Genomic DNA, 21486 nt, shown 5'->3' with positions numbered 1-21486 from the left:
TTTGCGATGCCGAAGAGAATGCTTCCCTCGCCCAAGCATGCTGACACGCTTTCACTGAACGCGTTGCGCAGTCTGGTCACGGGTTTGGTTGAGAAAACCGAACGTGCAGAGGCTCGGCTTGAAAAACTGGAAGCTGAGAATACAGCACTCCGTAAGGAGAATGCCGAGCTCCGTCTGGAAAACACCCGGCTTAAAGTTGAGAACCAACTCCTTCGCGATGAAATTGCGCGACTGAAAAACCTGCCGCCACGGCCGCCGTTCAAACCGTCGGGCATGGATAAGGCAACGGACGCGAAAGCTCAGGACAAGCAGGCGGGCAAGAAGAAGCCGCGTGGACCGAAACTGGATGTCGAGCGCGTTGATCGGGATGTGGTTCTTCATGCCCGTGTTCCGGACGGTTCACGCTTCAAGGGCTACAAGAGCTATTACGTGCGCGATATAGTTTTGCGCGCTGAGGTTATTCACTACCGGCGCGAATGCTGGGTTGCTCCGAACGGTAAGACTATTCTTGCGCCGTTACCTGCCGGAATCGTCGGTGGTTATGGCCCAAACCTCAGGCGGCTCTGCCTGATGCTGCATGCGCAAGGTCAGGTCACAGCGCAACGGTTGTCGACCCTGCTTAATGACATCGGCATGGACATCTCCAAACGCCAGGTTGTGCGTTTGCTCACCAAGGGGCTGGATGGCTTTGTTGCTGAGGATGCTGCCGTTCTGCATGCTGGCCTGGTGTCGGAAGCCTATGTAACGGTCGATGACACCGGGGCCCGTCATGCGCGTGATAACTTCTATACCACCCATATTGGCGGCGAGCATTTTACCGTCTTTCGCACCACGAAAACAAAATCCCGCCTGAACTTCCTGTCGCTCTTGCGCGGCAATTATCAGGATTATGTGCTTAACGATGCTACTTCTGATTATCTGAAGACGCGACATGGCGTGGATCCGACAGTCATCGCCAGGCTGCAAACACGCACGCCTCAACGCTTTAGCAACCAGGTCCCCTTTCTGGAACACCTGGCGCAAAAAGGTGTCGACATCTTCGATAAGGACATGGTTCGGGTCGTCGCGGAAGCGGGCATCTGGGGTTCTGTTCGCCACCACGGCCTGCTGGGCAATGCCGTCATTATCTCCGACGATGCCGGCCAGTTCCGGGTTGGCAATCATGCGCTGTGCTGGGTGCATGCGGAGCGGCTGCTGCAAAAGCTGATGCCGGCGACGCCACAGCACGTCCGGTGGGTGGAAAATATACGCGATCTCATTTGGAGCTTCTACAAGGCGCTCAAGGCATTCAGGCAGAAGAGCCCCTCACCAGGATCAATCAGCGCTTTCCGGCAACGGTTTGACCGCATCTTCTCTATCCGGACGGGTTGTATGGAGCTGGACAAGCTGTTGGCACGCCTGCTACGCCGCAAGGAAGAACTGCTCAAGGTTCTCGAACGCCCGGAAATTCCGTTGCACACCAACGCCTCCGAGAACGATCTGCGCAGTTGCGTCACCAAACGCAAAATCTCGGGTGGCACCATGAGCAACGATGGACGCATTGCCCGCGATACCATGCTGGGCCTTATGAAGACCTGCAAAAAGCTTCGGCTTTCCTTCTGGCATTATCTCGGCGACCGGCTTGGTATATCCAGTCAACAAACAGCCATTCCGGAGCTTGCAGGCCTCATTATCGCCAAAGCCTGATCCCACTTACTTCCGACTGTCAGGCTTTGAGAATGGCACCACCCGACCTGCTCTTGTTGGTGCTTCATCCATAATATGACCACCCGTCAAGCTCAGTAATGACGGTGAAACATTCCACTGTTTGTCGTCATCCGTGTGCACCGTCACCGTCTTGCGATTGCGACGAATAACAAAGCCTCGAACCATCGTACCATCTGGCCCTTCAAACATCACGCCACTGCCGATCTTAATCTCCTGCAGCACAGCGGCTGTCTTTTGTTGATGGAGAAACTGCAATCGCTCAACGATGTGCCGGTTCAATTCCATCAGCGTGGCTTCATCAAGACTATCAATATCGAGCTCGGTAATCGGAGTCTTCTTCATCGTGCAATCTATACGACCTTCTTGGGCAAAAGGAATTATGGTAGATTGCAACTCACCGTGCAACTGCACAACAAAATGGCACCGCCAACGGATATGCCCCGCTTACAGGAAGGCACACCCGATGGCCTTTCGCTCACGGGCACTGTGACGGCCGTTGAGCCGCTCGGCGCCGAAACGCTGGTTCATTTGGACGTTAACGGCGTCTCGGTGATTGCAACTGCTCCGGGCAAGATCATTCCCGCAACGGGCGGTACGCTTTCCGTGTCGGCGCCTGCCGGAAGCCTGTATCTCTTCAATGCCAAGACCGAGAAAAGTCTGGGCCGCCTATGATGCCGCAACAATTCAAACGGCATTTCAAGTCTCCGGCTGTCCTCAGTATCGGGCGGATTTACTGCGACCTTATCTTCACTGGGCTGCAATCACTGCCGCAGCCCGGACGAGAGGTTTTTGCCGAAAACATGAAGATGGCGGCAGGCGGAGGGGCCTTCATTTCGGCTGCCCATCTTGCCCACGCGGGTAGGGCGGTGGCGCTGGTCGCACGTCTCGGCTTTGACGGCCTGTCACGCGGGCTTGAACCGGACCTGAAGATCGACGGTGTCGATCTGCGCTTTCTGGAACGGGCTGACGATGCCGGGCCGCAGGTGACGGTGGCAAGCGTGATCGACAACGACCGCGCATTCCTCTCGCGCCGTGCCGGTTCGGCGTTGCCTTCGACGCTCGAAGCCGCGTTGCAATGGAAGGATGCGGGGCATCTGCACATTGCTGAATTCGCAACGCTGCACGAAATCCCTGAGCTCGTGCAGCAGGCAAAGGCGGCAGGCCTTTCAGTCTCGCTCGACCCCAGCTGGGATGAAACGCTGATCTACGATTCTGGTCTGCTCGCCGTCTGTGAGGGCGTCGATATATTCCTTCCCAACCGCGAGGAAGCGCAGGCCATCACCGGTCATGACGATCCGGCAAAGGCGCTCGATGCGCTTGCGAAGCACTTTCCAATCGTGGCTCTCAAGGGCGGTGGAGAAGGGGCGTGGCTGCGCACTGCCGATGCGGACCTTCATATGGCGGCAAAGGACGTGCCGGTTATCGATACGACCGGGGCAGGCGATGCTTTTAATGCCGGCTTCATCGATGCATGGCTAGAAGGTCATGATGCATATCGGGCGCTTGCAGCCGGTATCGAATATGGAAGCCTCGCCGTGCAGGCAGCAGGCGGTGCATCCATTCTGCGTTCGCCCGAACGACTGGCTGGATAATATCCAAGGCGGCGGCTGAATGTTCGCCGCTCCCACAACTTGCTTCTCCGGCAAATGTCGGCGTCAGACTTGTACGCTTCGCCGATATTGTAGCGCCTTTCGGGTGGTCGAGCTTCACTTTGGCTTCTCTATCGAGGGAAGCATGGAAGGGACTATAGAAAAACACAAGAAAGACGTCGAAGGCTGATTTTTGCACTTGCGCTTGTCGCGCGAATTGCCTAAACGGCTCTCACAGCGACTGGCCAGACACTTGGCGAAACAGTCGGGCGATTAGCTCAGTTGGTAGAGCGCTTCGTTTACACCGAAGATGTCGGGAGTTCGAGTCTCTCATCGCCCACCACTTATCTCCTTGAAATTGCAAGAAAATTTAGACCGAATAAAATGAGCGGTCGTTTGCATTTTTAGCCTAGCAACAACCTAGCAACTGTATTGCTGTAGCTACGGCAAACCTCTTGCGCAACGGTGCGAGCATTCTTCCTCAAAACTCTCTAAAGTTCCTGCGGCATCATTCAATCAAATTTGGAATGATATCGGATATACGCTCGAATTTTGACACATGACGTCCTGGAAAATCCCGGTTCGCCCTTAGTTGCCAAGATTCAATGGATGAAGCGTCTTGGAGAACCGACTCTACGTTCGGGTCAGGATCTGGATGAGAAACGCCAAGCTGGTTTTCGAGCGCTGAAGGGCCTGAGACCGTCGATTGATAAACGGCACAGTGAATAGTTCGTGATTTTTACGGGAAGCGAAGCGGAGGGGCGGAGAGGGGATAATGAATAGACAGCTTTTGTTTTTCACAAACCAAATGTCGACGTCGATCTGTACACTCGTCAACAATTCGGCCGCCAATTGGACGCCGCCAGCATATTGGCGCTAGTTTGATACACGTCCAAACATTGAAAACAGACATATGGAAAAATGTGATTATTATCATATGTGCCATTTGAAACGACCGCACAGGGACCGGAAGCAGACTCCGGTCCAGCCAAGAATGTAGTGAAGTGGGCATCATTAGCTGTCGGCACAACCACCTGATTGCCAGTCAAGATTCTTCGTGGCTACCCGTCCTATGCTCTTACGACCCGAACGGAACCGTGAACGTGCGGTTGGATTTAATTGGACACGTTCAAGGGCGGTCGTTAGCGCCGTCAACCTGTTCTGGCTTCACATTTCCAGACCTGCCTTACGGCTTTCCAGTGTTGAGATAAGATTGAACCCAATTGACCGGAAGGGCTCAGGTGCAATCCAACTTGCCGTACCCATTACACCAGACATTGCTGTATGCTCGCCCTTGCCCAGCATAAGTTCGGCAAGGTGTCGCCCAAGCATTGTACCTTTCGCGATACCACTGCCATTGCAGCCACCCGATGCATAGAGGCCGTCCTCAACGCGACCCCACCACGGCGCCCCATTCATCGTGAACGCAGTCGTACCAGCCCACAAATATTCGAACTGCACATCTTTGAGATTAGGCCATCGGCGTTCAAAACGATCTCTGAGCTTGCTTACAGCTTCGCGCTCACCGAGTTCGGCCTCATGCGCATAAAGACTGCGCACCATAATCCGGTTAGGACCAATGCGACGCAACGTCGTGCCAAGCCGATGCGAGGGCAACAATCCCCATGCCTCGGACTCGCCTAGTTCATCAACCCGGCTATCGGCAATTTCTTCAGTCACCGCAGCATAAGTATAAATGGTCGCCATACGTGATTTCAGATAGCCGAACTTTCGGATGAATGCGTTGGTCGCCAGCGCCACGTTCTTACATTTTACAACGCCACCTGGCGTCTCCAAAACCCAGCCGTCGCGCTTGGTCAACGTTGTAACCGGTGTGTTTTCATAGATCGCAATGTCGTTTGGTAGTGCATCGGCAAGACCACGGATCAGGGCCGCGGGTTGTAGCAACCAAGTATCCTGCATGTGGATGCCGAAGCGATAATACGCGCTCCCGATACGACGATTAATGTCCTCGCGCGACAGGAGAGTATGAGCAATATTATTGGCGCGAGCTACTTCGGCGACTTTGCGTAAAGAGGCTTCGCCGAGTTCTGTTGCTGCACCGCGGATCGATCCCACCTGCCGCATGTCACAATCAATATTATTTTCACGGATGATCCGCATCAACCATTCAAAAGCTTCGGTGAAGAAGCTCGACTGAAGACGTGCCTTTTCAGCCATTTCTATCGAGGCATTGCGCGGCAGCACGTCGGACCCTGTGAAACCTGAGTTTCGGGCGGAAGAACCTTCCCCCACCGTCGTCGCTTCAATTACTGCGATACTGGCGTCAGGGTCCAATTCACGCAATCGACGTGCGATAGCGAAACCGGTAAACCCGGCTCCGACGATTGCGTAATCGACCGCAATGTCTTGATTAAGTGCAGCGCGCTGCTGGCGCGGCGGGAGCATGGCATTCCAACCGCACAGATTGGAATAACGAGGATAGGTTAGCTTTGTCATATTGGTGCCTGAAAGATTTCGGGATAGTGCATCGCACCATCCCGATTGCTCTTATCATTCCTTGAAGTGAGCTTGTTCAGTGAGTAGCGGGCCCAGCGACATCGAACCCTTGAGCTCGAAGCCCCAGTCAAGCTTCTCGTTTCTGATCCAGACCTGGGCCGTTTCTGTCACCGGCACAGCACAAACATCAGCGACGATCAGCTTTTGTGCTTCCTGCCAGAGTTCCATCTGCTTTTTGGGATCAATCTCGGTGCGAGCGGCCTCGATCTGCTTGTCGGCGACTGAGCAATGGCTGAAGTTCGTTACTTGCCCCGGAGCCCCAATCGCGCTGCTGGAATGATAGAACTGCGTCAGAAACGTATCCGCAACGGGGAAGCGTGCCGCGCCGTAATCAACAAGCGGGCTTAAATCCTTGCGGATCATCTGATGCCAGGTCGCGTGCTCAACCGGTTCAAGCTCAAGCTTGATGCCAGCCTTGGCGAGTTGCGCCTGCAAAAGCTGGTCCGTCGTCGCATAGCTAGGCATCTGGCTTGAAATCATCTTGACGGTGAGACCGTTGGGATACCCCGCTTCTGCTAGCAGTGCTTTGGCCTTCTCCACATCTGGCTGGATGAGGCCCGGATCGGGATTGAGCCCGAGATTGTTTGAAGGAATGACTGACTTTGCAACACGCGTGAATTCAGGCCCACGAAACTGTGCGATCTGTTCAGGATTGATCGCGTAAGCAACGGCCTGCCGTACCTTGATATCGTCAAAAGGTTTCTGGTTGCGGTTGATATGCACCACTGTCAGTTCGGCAGGATCGAAGATGTCGACCTTGGCGCCGGGCGTTTCCTTCATCCGCTGCAACCAGCGCCGATCGGCATTGCCGGCGGATACATCGATTTCACCTGCGGTAAAGGCAAGATCACGGCCTGCCGCTGCATTAAGGAAACGATATGTCACCTTTTCGATCTTCGGCTTGCCACGGAAGTATTTTTCATGAGCGGTAAAATGGACCGCAACGCCGGGTTCGATTGATTCAAACTGGAAAGGCCCAAAGCCGACAGGATTGCGGGTAAAACCCTCTCCACGCTCTTCGTACGCCTTCTTGCTGATGATAAAGCCACCCGAATAGTTGGTCACCAGACCGAGCAAGCTCGGGACTTGATTTGCAAGCGTTATGCGCACAGTGTGCGGGTCTACAGCCTCGACGCTCTTGACGGCCTTATAGTCCGTTGCGAATGCAGAGCGCTTCGGATCGGCCGCCTTTTGCAGACTGAAAACGACGTCGTCGGCCGTCACTTCACCATAGCCATGTTGCCATTGCACGCCGGGCCGCAGCTTGAAGGTCCAGACCAGATTATTGTCTGTTGCTTCCCAACTCTCCGCAAGATCTCCTTCAATCGTCGCCGGATCAGTAGAGCCGGGCGCAAATCTGACCAGCCCTCCGAATATCCATGCGACAAGGGTACGGTCAGAGGTACTGGCGGCAAAATGCGGATCGAGATTGCCAATATCAGCAGCTGCCGCACCGAGCCGTAATTCGGTCTGTGTTGCGGAAGCTGAGAGCGTACCAAGTGCCGTAAAGGCCATAAGAGCGGCAAGTGCCGGTGGTCCCATGATGCTTTTCAGTTTCATGCCTGTTCCCTTCTTATTGCAGATTATTGTCTTGAGATTTGCTGAGCGCACTGAGCAGTGGGGTGAAGCCTGCTTCGTTCAGTTGGCTGATCGCGGAAATAATGCTGTCCTGACTTTGGGTACTCAGACTGACACGCCCGATATTCTTGAACTTGTGAGCGACCTGATCCCAGCTCATCGGGTTCGCCACATCGCCAAGCGGGTGGTCGATAACCAGCTCTTTTTCACCGTCACCTTGATCGATCAGAACACGCGCTGGCGTGCGAACTGGAAACGCTGTGGCGAAATCGATCGACGTTTCAAGTTCGATCCGGTTCGCAAGGCCGAGGACCTCTATGTCTTTTAGACTGTCGGGATCGACGGGCTGAAGCGCCTCCTGCCCACGCAGCGCCGCAAGCGCGCAGCTGAAATAGAAGCTATACTGGCCGCCCTCCAACGTGCTTGGGGTGCGCTCATTGGCGAGACGAAGCCCCTGCGGGAAGGTTTCGATGCGGAGCCTGTGAATGTGACGCCCATCCTGACGCATTTTCAGGATAGCATCGATGGCAGCATGCATATAACGACAGCATGCATAAGGCTTGAGATAACACTTCTGCAGCTCCCACACCTCGCCAAGCTGCCCCAGCAAGATTTTAGGATCATAGCGATCTTCATCGTTGAGCAAATCTACCGGTCCGGTTGCTCCCGCTCTTGCGCGATAAGCCCCAGTGATACCGGCAACGACAGCAGGTGGGATTCCTTCTTTTACCGTGCTGCCCTGAAACTTGGAGGAGCCTGTCGGGAAAACGATTGGGCCTTCAGAGCCTGCAATCGCCAGCGCATGTGCCATTTCTTCAGCGTCAAGCCCGAGCAAGCGTCCGGCAGCTGCAGCCGCACCATAGCTGACCCACCTGCCACTGGCATAAGTCTCGATGGTGTTGGTCGGGCGTGATGTGGCAACACGCAGAGCGACGTCATAGCCCAGTGCAATGGCATCCAGCATCTCCGCATCCGAGGCATTGATGGATTGGCCGACAGCAAGTGCTGCAGGAATGACGCCAGCCCCCGCATGGCCTGCCGCTCCACGATGGCCATCATCAATATCGAGCGCACTGGCCGCCGCACTATTGGCCATGGCAGCGCCCACAACGCTCAGCTTCAAATCCGTGAGCCAGACCTGAGCTACGCCTGAACCGTAGACATCGGATGCTGCTTGCCTCGCCGAAGCAGCCAGGCGTGAATGAAGGCCTGCTGCGGTTGCGCCCATCAAGTCGAGCAGCAGCAGCGAGATGGCTTCGCGCGTTTCCGATGGCAACGCGCCTTTGGGGTGGCCAGACACAAATTCAGCAAGTTGAGTTAGGGCATGCATTTCCGAAGGACTCCAATCTAGCTCGCCATACGAATGAAATGACCGTCCGCAGCCATGCTCCAGCGTGCCGCTGGTGCGCTGTAACCGAGGGGTTTGAGCGGACTTCTGGGTGGACCGGCATCGGCAGCTCGCCGCCTTGTTCCCCGTTGGTCGGGATGTGTTATCGGGATCGCCGAAAGTAACCGTTGCGTATATTCGTGCCCCGGTCGTCCGATCACGTCGTCACGTGGTCCGATTTCCACGATTTCACCGAAATACATCACCGCAACGCGGTTGCAGATGCGCTCGACTGCGGACATATCGTGGCTGATGAACAGATACGAAATGTCAAATTCCTTCTGAAGATCAATCATCAGATCAATAATTTGACCCTTGATGGCGACATCAAGCGCCGACACCGCTTCATCTGCGATGATCAGCCGTGGAGCCATTGCGAGAGCACGCGCAATACAGATACGCTGGCGCTGTCCGCCAGAAAATTCATGCGGCAGACTGGATGCGCGATTGGGATCCAACCCAACACGCTCCATCAACCATTCCATCTTCTGTTGTGCGACTACACCAGTCTCCAAACCATGAACCTTCATTGGTTCCATGATTGCCGAGCCAATGGTCTGACGTGCATCAAGAGAACCAAAGGGGTCTTGGAAGATCATCTGTACTTGCCGTTTCAATGACGACAGGCTTTTGCGATCCAGATAGTCGATCGTCTCCCCACCAACGGTGATCTTGCCGTTGTGCACGGGTGCGAGATTGATAATCGCCTTACCAATGGTGGATTTTCCTGAACCGGACTCGCCAACCAATCCAAGTGTCTCACCTTTGCCAATGCTGAACGACACATCTTCGACCGCATGCACTGCGCCCCTGGCACGGCCAAATAGGCCACCGTGGACCGGAAATCTTACCGAAAGGTCGCTCACTTCGAGAACCGGCGTTGCAGCATTCGCCATCAAGGGACTGTCGACAGGTCTGGCCGGAATCGTTTTGGCCTGCAACTTACCGACCAAACTCGGGGCCGCTTCGATAAGGCTGCGCGTATAGGCATCTTTAGGATTGCTGAAAATTTCCATCACCGAGCCGTGCTCAATGACGCGCCCATGACGCATGACCAGAACGTCATCAGCAACTTCGGCAACAACGCCCATGTCATGCGTTATAAATAGAACTGCCGTTCCAGTTTCCTGCTGCAACTCCTTCAACAGTTGAAGCGTCTGAGCCTGCACAGTCACATCAAGCGCGGTTGTAGGCTCATCAGCAATGATGAGATCAGGATCGCATGCCAGTGCCATCGCAATCATCACACGCTGTCGCATTCCACCTGAAAACGTATGTGGATACTGATTGACGCGCTGCTCCGGATCGGGAATGCGCACCTTGTGCAAAAGCTCCAGAACCGCTTCCTGCAGTTTTTTCCCCTTGAGCTTCTTGTGAATTCTCAGAACTTCGGCAAGCTGTGCTCCAACAGTCTGTACCGGGTTAAGAGAGGTCATCGGTTCCTGAAAGATCATGCTGACCTTGCCGCCGCGCACGCCGCGCATGTCCGCTTCAGGCAGTTTTAGCAAGTCTTGTTGGCCAAGCATTACAGCGCCCTCAGCCTTGGCGATGCGATCAGGCAGAAGACGCATGATCGCCAGAGACGTAACGCTCTTGCCGGAGCCGGACTCTCCCACCAGAGCCAGTGTCTTGCCAGGCTCGATCTGGAAACTGATCCCATGGACAACCGGCTTTCTGGCGAATGAAATCTTGAGATCACGAACAATGATCGCAGGCTGGACAGTCATTAGCTGGCATCCTTCAGTCGTGGATCGATTGCGTCACGCAGACCGTCGCCGATCAGGTTGAGAGCGAGAACGAGCACCAGAATTGCAAGGCTCGGATAAAGAGCCAGATGGAAGGAGCTCAGAATATTGTCGAAGCCTTCGCGAACCATGCCACCCCAAGTCGGCGTCGGTGGGGCCAGCCCTAACCCAATGAATGCGAGCGACGCCTCGGTGCGAACTGCAGTGGCCATCCAAAGTGATGCCATGACCAGGATCTCCGGCAGAATGGCAGGCAGAATATGGCCGAACAGAATGCGCGTGTGGGAAAAGCCCATCGCGTGACAGGCCTGAACATATTCGCGGTCGCGCTGTGTCAGAACACCTGCGCGGGCAATTCGCGCAAAGGCCGGTATAGCGGTGAATGCGATAGCAATGACAATATTCGTCAGCGTGGCCCCCATAAGGGCGACGAGTGCCAAACCAAGAATCAATGATGGAAATGCCAGTACGACATCCATGATCTGCATCACAATGATGTCGGTCTTGCGCCCCACATAACCAGCAATCATGCCCAGAAACGAGCCAATTATCAGCGCGACCAGAATGGCCAGAAATCCGATGGTTAGCGAATAACGGGCTCCATAGAGTAATCGCGAAAGAACATCACGACCGAACTGGTCCGTGCCCAGCAGATTTTCTGCACTTGGCGGCGACAGGTAAACGATGATGTTCTGTTCATTCGGATCATATGGCGCCAAGATCGGAGCAAAGGCTGCGCACAGAATGAGCGTCAGAACAATCGCTACACCCAGCCAGGTAGAGAAATTCAATCGACGTAGAAATTCCCATCGAGACTGCACGCGCGGCACGGCAGATGAATTGGTGGTGATGGATGTCATTTGTACTGAACCCTCGGATCGAGGAAACCATAGGTCAGGTCGGTCAGCATGTTCACCGCAACAACCATAAGCGTATAAATGACGATCATCCCCTGCAGCAGGGTATAGTCACGCTGGGTCAAGGCGTTGAGAATTAGCTTACCCAGACCTGGGCGAGAGAAGACGATTTCGGTCAGAACGGAATTACCGATCAGAATACCGAGATAGAGCCCCACAACCGTCGTAATTGGGATCGTGCAGTTACCAAGCGCATGACGCCAAACAACTGCGTGATGTGAAGCGCCTTTGGCCTTCGCCGTGCGCACGAAGTCCTGGTTCAAAACTTCGAGCATGGCCGAGCGGGTGACACGTGTAATATACGCCATCATGATCAGTGCCAGCGAAATGGTTGGCAGTGCCATTTGCCTCAAGCGGTCCAGCAATCCATCGCCGCCACCTGAACTAATCACAGGAAACCAGCGCAACTGGATTGCAAAAATCATGAGCAAAATGATCGCTGCAACAAACGCTGGAAGCGAAAGACCCAACAGGGAAACAAGACGCAGCAACAGATCAGCCGGCTTATTTCGTTTCACTGCTGCCCAAACACCTGCGGGAACACCCAACAGCACCCCCAGTATGAGCGATGCGATTGTCAACTCCATCGTATAGGGCAGGACGTTCATGATCTCGGCCGTAATCGAGCGACCGGTTATCATGGATGTCCCAAGATTGCCCTGGAGTACACCCAGCATGAAGCTCCCGTACTGGACAATGATCGGCTGATCCAGGCCAAGCTTGTGATGCAGTGCAGCGATACTTGCGGGGCTGGCTTGATCGCCAAGGATCACAAGAGCCGGATCGCCCGGCAGAACACGAACGATTACGAAGACCAACGTCAACACGCTGAACAGCGTGAAGAGCGCGAAGCCCATTCGTTTGATCAGGAACGACACCATGCTGTTGTCCTCGCCTCAAACAGATGATGGGGGAGCATGACAGGGACGTGCGTCAGCAACCTGAAATCAGGTGTAAAGACAGCAATCTTTGAACGCTCCTCCCTCGGTTCAAAGACTTAACGCCGTGGTTGAATGACAGCGAAAAATGTGACAGAAGTCAACCTATTCCTTTTATTGGAATGAATTTTATGAATTATTCTAATAATTAGAATATTGGAGTTAGACGTGACTACGAACGCATCAAGCAATGCAGTACGCGCACTTGATATTCTAATAGTTCTGGGGGAAGCAGGCGCTGATGGCTTGGCTCTAGCCGATATTGCCGAACGCATTGGCGAAGCTAAACCTGCCGTGCATCGTAGCCTCGCGTCGCTTCTTCAAAAGGGCTTCGCCGAACCGGCTGGCAAGCACGGCTTTTACCGGCTTGGACCTGCTATCCCAATGCTTGCGAGGGGGCAGGCCCGTCTCGAACCCCTGATTTCGAAATTCCGACCTGGAATGACCGAGTTTGCGCGGCGAAGCGGGCATACCGTTTACATGATGGTGCAGGCGGGCATTGATGCTGTCTGCGCCGAGATGGTTTCGCGATTTCCGGACCGCCAGTTTACTATGGGGGTTGGCGGACGCGTGCCTATGGGTGTCGCAGCCGGAAGCATCGCACTCATGTCCATAATGCCTGAAGCCGACTGCCTCGCACTGCTTGAAACAAATGCACCGCGTTATCTTAGTCACCCATCAGTTCAGTACGTCGATAAGTGTGTCGTAATTTCCCAGATTGAAGATGCTAGACGGCGGGGTTTTGCTGTCAATATGGCGTACTACCTGCCGGGAGAAGGCGGACTCGGCTTACCGGTGCGCGCTACAAATCCTTATGAACTGAATGCCGCGATTTCGTTCACCGCACCGCTCGAGATGATGACGGAAGATTGGCTTCCCAAGATCATCGATGAACTGCGCGATTGCCTTGGCCACGCAATATAGTTTTCGCCTGCTTCATAAAGGCTTGAAGTGAAATAGTTTAACATCTTGAACCCTGAAGGAAACCAGATGCAGATTGAAAGACTTGACATAAATCACCGCCGCAGTCGTCTCGTAAAATACAATGGCATGTGTTTCTTATCGGGCCAATTTTCCGATTCTGCAGGGGACATTACCCAGCAAACGATAGAAACACTCGCCAAGATTGACGATCTTTTGGCACGGGCCGGCACCGACAAATCTCGCCTACTTACCGCACAGATTTGGCTGAAAGACATGTCGGATTTCGCGGCGATGAATCAGGTTTGGGACAGTTGGATAGATACAGCCAACCCGCCGACGCGATGCTGCGGGCAAGTATTCATGGCCGACCCCGATATGCGTATCGAGATTGTGGTCTCTGCTGCGATTTAGAGTGCATGCGTATCTTCTAAATTTAATCATCGCAAAAGACGGCGGCGTTGGCGCTATTAAATAGAGCAGAATTAGAAATTTTGGCGGATCAGGTGGAGTTCAAACCTTTACACCGAAACAATCGACTGGCGCTCTACCACTCCATAGACAATACCAGCTTTCGCGACGTTGCAGGTGCCAGTCGAACGACCGCAAGAAGGCGCAAAGCTGATATCCGGTAGTCCATGCTATCAACATATGGAAAAAGGGGAATTTTGCCATATGTCTCGTGTCAAACAGTTATTTGTATTGACGGGAATGGGGCCGTGAACGGAATGTCCGTTGTTGGAGCGACGAATGGCGATAGCGGACATCTAGGCAGCCGTCGATGTGGTCCGAGTTTGGCCCGAAGCAGATATTCTTAAACCAGTCCCCTGAAGTCTGTGATGGGGTGGGGAGCGGAAGCGTGGATGGTCATTATGTATGGACCGCTTTCGTCAGTAGCCGTCGTTAAGCACAAGCGCCCAACAGTGTCTGGCCTTTGCTCGCTAGCGTTATGACACAGTTCCGACCTCAGCGGTCGCATTAGCTAAGAGTTTGACTGACTATTCTAACTCGCTCGTCCAAGGGGGTATCAGCTGGAATGGCAGAGTAAGCGACGCCGCTTCCACTATAGACTACTATCACCGCACCAGTGACATCCGGTACTTGCAAAAAATGTAGAACTTGTCCCAAGGCAGCATCTTTAGCATTTCGAACGCTTCGGCTCTGTGCGCGCTTGAGCTCAAGAACAACGCGCTCAGCACCTCTTGTTACTACAATGTCCGCTTCGAGCCTCCTCGTTCCCGTGCCGGTGGTGACCATGACCCCGGTCTGGACAACTACACCCTCGTCTGCCGATAGCTCGGCTGCTAAGAATCCACCCAGCGCACCCTCAAATTCAAATGCACGCCGCATCGGTGACCGGTTATCATCGTTCGATGCTGCAGCCGGTTCTTCGTGACTATTCACGAACGACAGGGCGCGGTCTTCCACGAGCTCTAGTAGCGGTCGCCGTTGGTCCTCAGCCGAGATAAGAGCAGGTTGCGCGGCAGCTAGAGCAAAGACAAGTTCTGCAGCAATCTGGTCGCACAACACAATAGCGAACGCAGCTACCGAGACTATCGCAAGGAGCGCCTCATCCTCGTCGAAATCTAGGCGGCGTGGACGAATTTGAGCCAGTATCTTGCGGTAGCAATATGAACCATGCTGATGAAGCTCTCGGCGAGTTGGTCGTATCGAGTAGCAATGGCGCGGTTGATTTTCAGTCTGCCAAACATCCGTTCGATTAGGTTGCGCTGTTTATACAGCGTGCGATCATATTCAATCTTCACGCGGCGGTTTGCTCTGCCAGGAATGACGGGCTTGATATTGCGGCTGGCAAGATCATCACGAATGGCATCCGCATCATATCCCTTGTCAGCAAGAAGCGCCTGTGGCGCTTGCTCGGGTAAGCTGATCAGAGTGTCGTAAGCCTTGCAATCTGCGGCTTCGCCAACCGTCAGATGGAAGGCAAGCGGTCTTCCTCTGGCATCAGCCAGACAGTGAAGTTTACTGGTGAACCCGCCCCGCGAGCGGCCAAGAGCGCGTCGATGAATCCCCCCTTTCCGCCCGCTGCCGAAATATGGGCCCGAACTGTGGTGCTATCGATGCTGTAGTGGCCGCTGTCAGCCATGATCTCAGCGAGCGTGATCGAAACAGCCTCCCAGACCCCGGCTTCGCTCCAACGCCGAAACCGCCGATAGATCGTATTCCAATTGCCGTATTTGGGTGGGACATCCCGCCAAGGCGTCCCGCAGCGAAGTCTCCAAAGTATGCCGTTGATGATCGCACGATTTTGCTCCGGACGACGACCGCGTCCCCGTTTGACTGCTTCAATCGGCAATAAATCCTTCAGAACACGCCATTCGGATTCGCTCAGATCGCCTCGGCTCATGACTGCCTCCAAAAAGCAGTCTTGAATCAAGCTGCGATCAATTCGTCAACCAATTCGTCCACGCCGCCTAGCCTGAATAGCCCCGAGTTTCGTAGACACCCTCGGGCTAGATTTTCTGCTGTTTCTCGAACTCGACGGGGGACAGCATCCCGTTCCTGACGTGTTTGCGTTTCGGGTTGTAGAACATTTCAATGTAGTCGAACACGTCCTGGCGAGCTTCATCGCGAGAACGGTATACCCTGCGCCGTATCCTCTCTCGTTTTAGAAGATTGAAGAAGCTCTCTGCCACCGCATTGTCATGGCAATTGCCGCGTCGGCTCATCGAATGAACCAGATTGTGGTGTCTGAGGAACAAAGCCCAGTCCATGCTGGTGAACTGGGAGCCCTGATCCGAGTGGATCAGCACCTTGTCTTTCGGTTTGCGTCGCCACACCGCCATAAGCAGGGCCTGCAGTACGACGTCCGTGGTTTGGCGGCTCTGCATCGCCCAGCCGATGACACGACGGGAGTAGAGATCGATGACGACCGCGAGATAGGCGAAGCCCTCACAGGTTCGGATATAGGTGATGTCCGTGACCCACGCCGTGTCTGGAGCCTCGACGTCGAACTGCCGGTCGAGCGCATTATCTACGACGATGGAAGGCCTGCCGCCGTAGATGCCGGGACAGCGTTTGTAGCCAATCTGCGCCTTTATCCCGGCAATGCGTGTCAGACGCGCAACCCGGTTGGGGCAGCACATCTCTCCCTGATCGAGAAGATCGTCGTGCAGCTTGCGATAGCCGTAGACCTTGCCGCTCTCTTCCCATGCCTTCAAAAGCAGATCGGTTTGCCGCTTGTCCTCGCTGGCTTGCCTGCTCAGCGGGCTCTTCAGCCAGGTGTAAAATCCACTGGGATGAACCCGCAGAAGACGGCACATCGTCCGCACCGAAAACTGCAAGCGATGCAATGCAATAAACGCGTACTTCACTTTGCATCCCAGGCGAAATACGCGGCCGCGTTCCGCCGGGCAAACGATTCACTGGATCGATTGCTTGTCCGGCTTCAACTTAGGATATCTCGCTCCTCGGTGACGCGAGCCAGTTCCTTCTTCAGCCGCCTGATCTCCTCGGCCTCGTCGTTGTCTTTGGCGTTCAACGCAGAAAACTTCTTCTTCCATTCGTAAAGCGAATGCTGGCTCACGCCGAGACGCTGCGAAACCTCCGCAACCGGATAGCCTCGCTCCGTGATCTGGCGCACCGCGTCACGCTTAAACTCTTCGCTGAAATTCGATTTGCTCATGATGCTATTCTTGCCTCAAAATTAGGAAAGAAGGCGTCTACAAATCTAGGGGCTATTCAAAGTACGCAACGCTCTATTTCAACGAAAGCAGCCAGATTCCGCGGGCATCTGTGGAAACCGCAATGTCCCGTTTGGCTCAGAAGTGCGAGCTCGCGGCACAAATAGCAAAGGCCACCGGGCGTCTGTATCTCGCGCTAAAGGCCTATTTCGACTGTAACCTGCCGTCAAAGCTGCATTGGAGCTTTCAGTTATTCCGGGCGAAGATGAAGCCCGGCACGAAGGAGGCGCTTCCTAATCCCGACGACTACGTCGAGATGAAGGTAAATCCGTCCGATAACGCCGATAATCTGCCGGCGGAATATTTCGACGTTCTGGCATTGATGTCAGCTGCAAAGTGGCTACGTTTTGAAGCGGGTGAATGGGCAAGCGAAGTCAACGGCGCATTGTGGGCGCTGGATGATCGAACGGCCCCCGATGGCAAGATAATGCCGGGTATGCGAGCCGCCGATAGTGCCAACGACGTCCCCAAGCTGCTTTATGAATAGCCAGAGCATCGGCTTTGCTCACCTCTCTTGGATTGTTGACCAGCAGCCTTATTTGCTTCATGGCGTCGCGGGCTATTGCACGCAGATGAGCTTCCTCTTTCCTTGGTAGTCACGCCAGAATTCCCGATCTGCGTGTCAGGTGCGAATGTTGAAAACAGCCTTCAAGCGCCGGTTATCGCTTGTAATCCCAAAGCGACTTATTGCTTGACGAAACGGCAATGGCACCCTGCTTCATTGCCGTAGCAACATCGGCCTCATTGCAGATAAAGCCAGAAGCCACGACGGGTGGCAGGCGGCGCTTGTCTTCTGCAGACAGATATCCAAGCATCGGCGATGGCATGATCTGCACCAGATTGGGTGCGCTTTGCGAGATTGCCTTGAGGCTGCGGGGCCAGGTGGAGCGGTCGGTCACAAATACCTTCTGCATGGTCAGAAGGCCGCATTGCGCAGCCTTCTGAATTGTTGGAACGCGCGTCGACAGCAGCACCGAAATGCCAATCTCGGCAAGAAACTCGATGGCCCCCTTGTCCTGCGACAGGCCTTCGCAACTGTCGATGTTCAGAACGATCAGCTTGTTGCTTTTCTTGAGCGCGTTCAGCACTTCGGCCACATGGCGCAAGGCGATATTGGCAACGATGCCCACTTCCGCCTTGCTGTCCAGAAACGCCTGAAGATTGTCCACGCCGTAGAGCGTTGCCATGACTGGCGCCCGTAAAAGCCGCTCACCGATCGTTCTGTCCAAAGTCATTCCGTCATTTTCCGTCTCTTGGCATGTCGAGCGAAAGTCCGAGCTTGCCGGGGTTAAGCAGGTTGTCGGGGTCGAGCGCCTTCTTCACCGTTTCCAGCAGCGGAAATGCCGATCCGAGAGCGTCTTTCATGTAAGGCGCACGGAGCAATCCAACGCCGTGGTGATGGCTCAATGCTGCACCATACTTGATTAGAACCGCATTGGCAGCATCCCATGCAGCACGATACCATTCAGCGCGCTTTTCCACTTCCACGTCGCCACGCAGCGAGAAATAAAGGCAGGCGCCATCGACATAGGCATGTGACTGGTGCGCCGAACCGGCCAGCGTACCCGGCACTGCATTGATGGCAGCGACCACCTCATCATAGATCGCAGGCAGATCGCGCCAGCAGCCGGTCATTTCCAGCGTATCCGCAACAAAGCCTGGGCTGCGCTTGAAGCCCTCGGCGCTCTTGCCGGTCAGATAACGTGTGTCGAGCCACTTTTCGAAGATCGTATCGCCATCGAGCTTGTCACCGAGTTCGGCGCAAACCTTTTCGCTGATCGCCATCACGGCATCGACCATTTCCTTCGCGCCTTCATCGGCGATCAGCAGCACGTTGCTTTCCGGCAGACCGAACTGCACGCCGCTTTCCAGTTCGTCGTAGAGACGCAGCGCTGCCGGATTGGCACCGCCCTGCATGATGCGGCGGCAGGCTTCCAGACCGATGGCAAAGCTTTTGAACCCATAAGCGATTGCGCGCGCATAGTCTGGAAGGCGATGCAGTTTCAGGCGTGCCTTTACGATAATGCCGAGCGTGCCTTCCGAGCCGATAAAGATCTGCTGCAAATCGGGCCCGATTGCTGCGCGGGCATAGTTTCCAACCGTCACCAGCGAACCATCGGCCAGCACGACTTCCATGCCGTAGACCATGTCCTCAATCTTGCCGTAGCGCGTCGAAAGCTGGCCCGCGCCGCGGCAGGCTATCCAGCCGCCCACAGTGCTAATACCGAACGAGGACGGCCAATGCCCCATGGTCATGCCAAAGTCACGCTGGATCATTTCCTCGAAAATATCGCCGAACATACCAGCTTCAACTTCAACGATCTGGCTGTCGGCATCGAAGCTGACAAAACGGTTGAGATTGCAGACATCGAGCACGATGCCGCCGCGCAGCGGCAGCGCTGCGCCCGTAACGTTGGAGCGACCTGCAGAAACAGTGACCGGAACCTTGGCTTCGTGTGCAAGGCGCATGACAGCCTGAACCTGCTCCACCGTCGAAACGCGAACGAACACGCCATCAACCGTTGCGGGCTTTCCGCCCGTTTCCGCGACCATCGTGCGCGCCCACCAGTCGCGGGTATTCACAACGAGATCTTCGCGCGCGGTCAGAACTTCGTCAGCAACGCCCTGCAGCTTCGCGACAAGGGCGGCGTCCACTGAAACGGCGTCCTGAGCCAGATCGGCCTTGGTTCCGATTTCGTTGATGCTGCCGGCATAATGCGGCTGGGTCGGGGCACCAACGACATAATTTCCGCGATTGTAACCGCGCTTGATGGCTTCCTTGCTGATCATGTTCAGTTCGCTCCTGTGAGAATGGATTTTTCTTTTTCGGTCGCGGCCACATAGGCGGCGACCTGACGGTCGATTTCGGCCTGGGGAAGACCAAGCTCTTCACCCAGCAAGGCGCCAACCTTTGCGGCGGCACGGGCGGAGGCATCGCGCGCCATCAGGCGGGCACGCATACGACGCGACAGCACGTCATCGATGGTCCGGGCAAGTTCATGCCGGGCAGCGTAGACGACTTCTCCGCCAGTATAGGGCAGGCCCTCCACCACCGGTTCGGCAAGCTTAGGACGAGCAGCCATCAGATCGCTGACGAAGCGCGATTCCGTGCCGTAGCGTTCGCCCAGATGCGCCTCCATGCCACCGGAAGCCACGATTGCCTGTGCGTCATAACCGGCTGCACCCAGCAGAAACGCCTTCTTCGTGGTGCAGCGGCGACGATCACCCAAAACTTTTGCAGCAGCATCCACCGTCTGTTCGGCCATATGACGCGAAGTCGTCAGCTTGCCCCCCACAATTGTGACGAGGCCGTCTGGTGCAACATGCACGGAATGATCGCGTTTGACGTCCATGGTGCTACCACCAGACGAAGCGGCTACCAGCGGACGGCACCCGGCAATGCTGCCGACGACATCATCCGGCGTCAGGTCGATATTGAGCGCGCTGCACGCGCCCTCGATCAGAAAATCGAGCTCGCGACGCGTGCAATGCACATCATCGAGATCGCCCTGATAGTCCTCATCGGTCGTGCCAAGATAGGAGACGTTGCCCCAGCGCGTGATGGTCGCGCGACGGCTGCGGCCAGGCACGGGCACCGTCACGGTGCAGTCGTTGCGAATTTTCAACCAGGGGATCGCGACGTGAACACCTTTGGCCGGACGCACATGCAACGGCTTTTCGCCGTCCTTGCCGAGTCCCATCCAGTCGCGCAGCCACACGCCTGTCGCCATGATGACGGTCTTGGCGCGCACCTGGATTTCCTTACCCTCGACAGTCTGAACAATAGCGCCGTCGACCCGACCCGAGCTACGGGTAATCTCTGCTACCTTCGAATGGTTGAGGACCGTGGCCCCATAAAAGCCGGCGGAACGGGCAAGCGCCAGTGTCAGGCGCGCATCATCGACGCGGGCATCAAAATACATGAGGCCGCCACGCAGATATTCGTCCTTGAAGGTCGGGCAATGCGCCAGCACTTCCGCCGCAGTCAGCTTCTGATGCAGGATGCCCTCGCGCCAGCCGCCGGCCAGATCATATGTCCAGAGCAGGCCTTCGAATGCCTTGGCGAAGCGGGAATCGAACACGCCATCCCGTTCCAGAATGGGGAACAGGAAAGGCAGGCGCTGCACCAGATGGCTGGCATTGCGGCGCAGGCGCTGACGCTCCAGCAGCGAGTGACGCACCAGACCGAGATTGCCCTGCTCGATATAGCGCAGGCCACCATGCACCATCTTGGAGGATTTGGACGACGTACCGGATGCAAAATCATCCTTCTCGACCAGCGCAACACGAAAGCCGCGCAGACTTGCGTCAAAGGCGCAGTAAGCACCGGTCACCCCACCGCCAACGATCAGAATGTCGTAAGTTTCAGTGGCAAGACGGTCTTCCTGTTCCGACCGGTTCAACCTCAGCGGCTCGGTGCGGATCATCCGGGCGCGATCCTTGTCCGCGCGCCGGGAGCGCAGATTCAGCATTTCAACTC

Annotated in this window: 15 protein-coding genes, 1 tRNA gene and 3 pseudogenes; 7 read left to right on the top strand and 12 right to left on the bottom strand. The window is 55.3% G+C overall.

Annotated elements, in window-relative coordinates; translation table 11 throughout:
- Positions 1 to 6: 6 nt before the first annotated feature.
- Positions 7 to 1686 carry an IS66 family transposase gene (locus OANT_RS12870; RefSeq protein WP_011982513.1) on the top strand — a complete coding sequence of 560 codons (1680 nt, stop codon included), beginning with the start codon at positions 7 to 9 and terminating at the stop codon, positions 1684 to 1686.
- Positions 1687 to 1692: 6 nt separating this feature from the next.
- On the opposite strand, the gene OANT_RS25715 is transcribed toward OANT_RS12870, so the two are convergent.
- Complete coding sequence (locus tag OANT_RS25715) at positions 1693 to 2049, bottom strand: hypothetical protein (protein ID WP_011982512.1); 357 nt, start codon at positions 2047 to 2049, stop codon at positions 1693 to 1695.
- 132 nt (positions 2050 to 2181) lie between these two features.
- On the opposite strand from OANT_RS25715, the pseudogene OANT_RS27160 reads away from it, so the two are divergent.
- The 3 genes and pseudogenes from OANT_RS27160 to OANT_RS12855 all read left to right on the top strand — a co-directional run.
- Positions 2182 to 2379, top strand: a pseudogene (locus OANT_RS27160) (TOBE domain-containing protein); the annotation flags it as partial.
- Positions 2376 to 3299 (top strand): carbohydrate kinase family protein, encoded by a 924-nt coding sequence (locus OANT_RS12860; protein ID WP_012092307.1) that lies wholly within the window; start codon positions 2376 to 2378, stop codon positions 3297 to 3299. The pseudogene OANT_RS27160 and the gene OANT_RS12860, both read left to right, overlap by 4 nt.
- Before the next feature lie 264 nt (positions 3300 to 3563).
- Positions 3564 to 3639 (top strand) — tRNA-Val (locus OANT_RS12855).
- Positions 3640 to 4463: 824 nt separating this feature from the next.
- On the opposite strand, the gene OANT_RS12850 is transcribed toward OANT_RS12855, so the two are convergent.
- The 6 genes from OANT_RS12850 to OANT_RS12825 form a co-directional block, all read right to left on the bottom strand.
- Positions 4464 to 5705, bottom strand: a complete 1242-nt coding sequence (locus OANT_RS12850) for an NAD(P)/FAD-dependent oxidoreductase (RefSeq protein WP_246750200.1) — start codon at positions 5703 to 5705, stop codon at positions 4464 to 4466.
- Positions 5706 to 5810: 105 nt separating this feature from the next.
- Positions 5811 to 7376 (bottom strand): ABC transporter substrate-binding protein, encoded by a 1566-nt coding sequence (locus tag OANT_RS12845; RefSeq protein WP_012092305.1) that lies wholly within the window; start codon positions 7374 to 7376, stop codon positions 5811 to 5813.
- Positions 7377 to 7389: 13 nt separating this feature from the next.
- A complete protein-coding gene (locus tag OANT_RS12840; protein ID WP_012092304.1) occupies positions 7390 to 8724 on the bottom strand; it encodes an MmgE/PrpD family protein in 1335 nt (444 codons plus the stop codon).
- 17 nt (positions 8725 to 8741) lie between these two features.
- Positions 8742 to 10508, bottom strand: a complete 1767-nt coding sequence (locus OANT_RS12835) for an ABC transporter ATP-binding protein (RefSeq protein ID WP_012092303.1) — start codon at positions 10506 to 10508, stop codon at positions 8742 to 8744.
- A complete protein-coding gene (locus tag OANT_RS12830) occupies positions 10508 to 11386 on the bottom strand; it encodes an ABC transporter permease (protein WP_012092302.1) in 879 nt (292 codons plus the stop codon). Before OANT_RS12830 ends, OANT_RS12835 begins: the two co-directional genes overlap by 1 nt.
- Entirely contained in the window at positions 11383 to 12324 is a 942-nt protein-coding gene (locus tag OANT_RS12825; RefSeq protein ID WP_012092301.1) for an ABC transporter permease, read from the bottom strand. Before OANT_RS12825 ends, OANT_RS12830 begins: the two co-directional genes overlap by 4 nt.
- Positions 12325 to 12549: 225 nt before the next feature.
- On the opposite strand from OANT_RS12825, the gene OANT_RS12820 reads away from it, so the two are divergent.
- Positions 12550 to 13305 (top strand): IclR family transcriptional regulator, encoded by a 756-nt coding sequence (locus OANT_RS12820; RefSeq protein WP_012092300.1) that lies wholly within the window; start codon positions 12550 to 12552, stop codon positions 13303 to 13305.
- Positions 13306 to 13371: 66 nt separating this feature from the next.
- On the top strand, positions 13372 to 13716 hold the full coding sequence (locus tag OANT_RS12815) for a RidA family protein (RefSeq protein WP_041545193.1): 345 nt from the start codon (positions 13372 to 13374) through the stop codon (positions 13714 to 13716).
- Between the two features lie 1172 nt (positions 13717 to 14888).
- Here the strand turns inward: OANT_RS12815 and OANT_RS25705 are convergent.
- Both OANT_RS25705 and OANT_RS12795 read right to left on the bottom strand, forming a co-directional pair.
- Positions 14889 to 15670, bottom strand: a pseudogene (locus tag OANT_RS25705) (IS5 family transposase).
- Between the two features lie 106 nt (positions 15671 to 15776).
- Positions 15777 to 16948, bottom strand: a pseudogene (locus tag OANT_RS12795) (IS3 family transposase).
- 122 nt (positions 16949 to 17070) lie between these two features.
- On the opposite strand from OANT_RS12795, the gene OANT_RS12785 reads away from it, so the two are divergent.
- Positions 17071 to 17493, top strand: coding sequence for a hypothetical protein (locus OANT_RS12785; RefSeq protein WP_012092294.1), 423 nt, complete (start codon positions 17071 to 17073; stop codon positions 17491 to 17493).
- Positions 17494 to 17665: 172 nt separating this feature from the next.
- Here the strand turns inward: OANT_RS12785 and OANT_RS12780 are convergent, their stop codons facing one another.
- The 3 genes from OANT_RS12780 to OANT_RS12770 are packed head-to-tail and all read right to left on the bottom strand — an operon-like array spanning position 17666 to position 21478.
- Complete coding sequence (locus tag OANT_RS12780) at positions 17666 to 18241, bottom strand: glycerol-3-phosphate responsive antiterminator (RefSeq protein ID WP_012092293.1); 576 nt, start codon at positions 18239 to 18241, stop codon at positions 17666 to 17668.
- A gap of 4 nt (positions 18242 to 18245) precedes the next feature.
- On the bottom strand, positions 18246 to 19796 hold the full coding sequence (locus OANT_RS12775; protein WP_012092292.1) for an FAD-binding oxidoreductase: 1551 nt from the start codon (positions 19794 to 19796) through the stop codon (positions 18246 to 18248).
- 2 nt (positions 19797 to 19798) lie between these two features.
- Positions 19799 to 21478, bottom strand: a complete 1680-nt coding sequence (locus OANT_RS12770) for a glycerol-3-phosphate dehydrogenase/oxidase (RefSeq protein ID WP_012092291.1) — start codon at positions 21476 to 21478, stop codon at positions 19799 to 19801.
- Between the last annotated feature and the right edge of the window lie 8 nt (positions 21479 to 21486).

Source organism: Brucella anthropi ATCC 49188 (assembly GCF_000017405.1).
Lineage (GTDB): Bacteria > Pseudomonadota > Alphaproteobacteria > Rhizobiales > Rhizobiaceae > Brucella > Brucella anthropi.
This window is presented reverse-complemented; position numbering and strand designations above follow the sequence as displayed.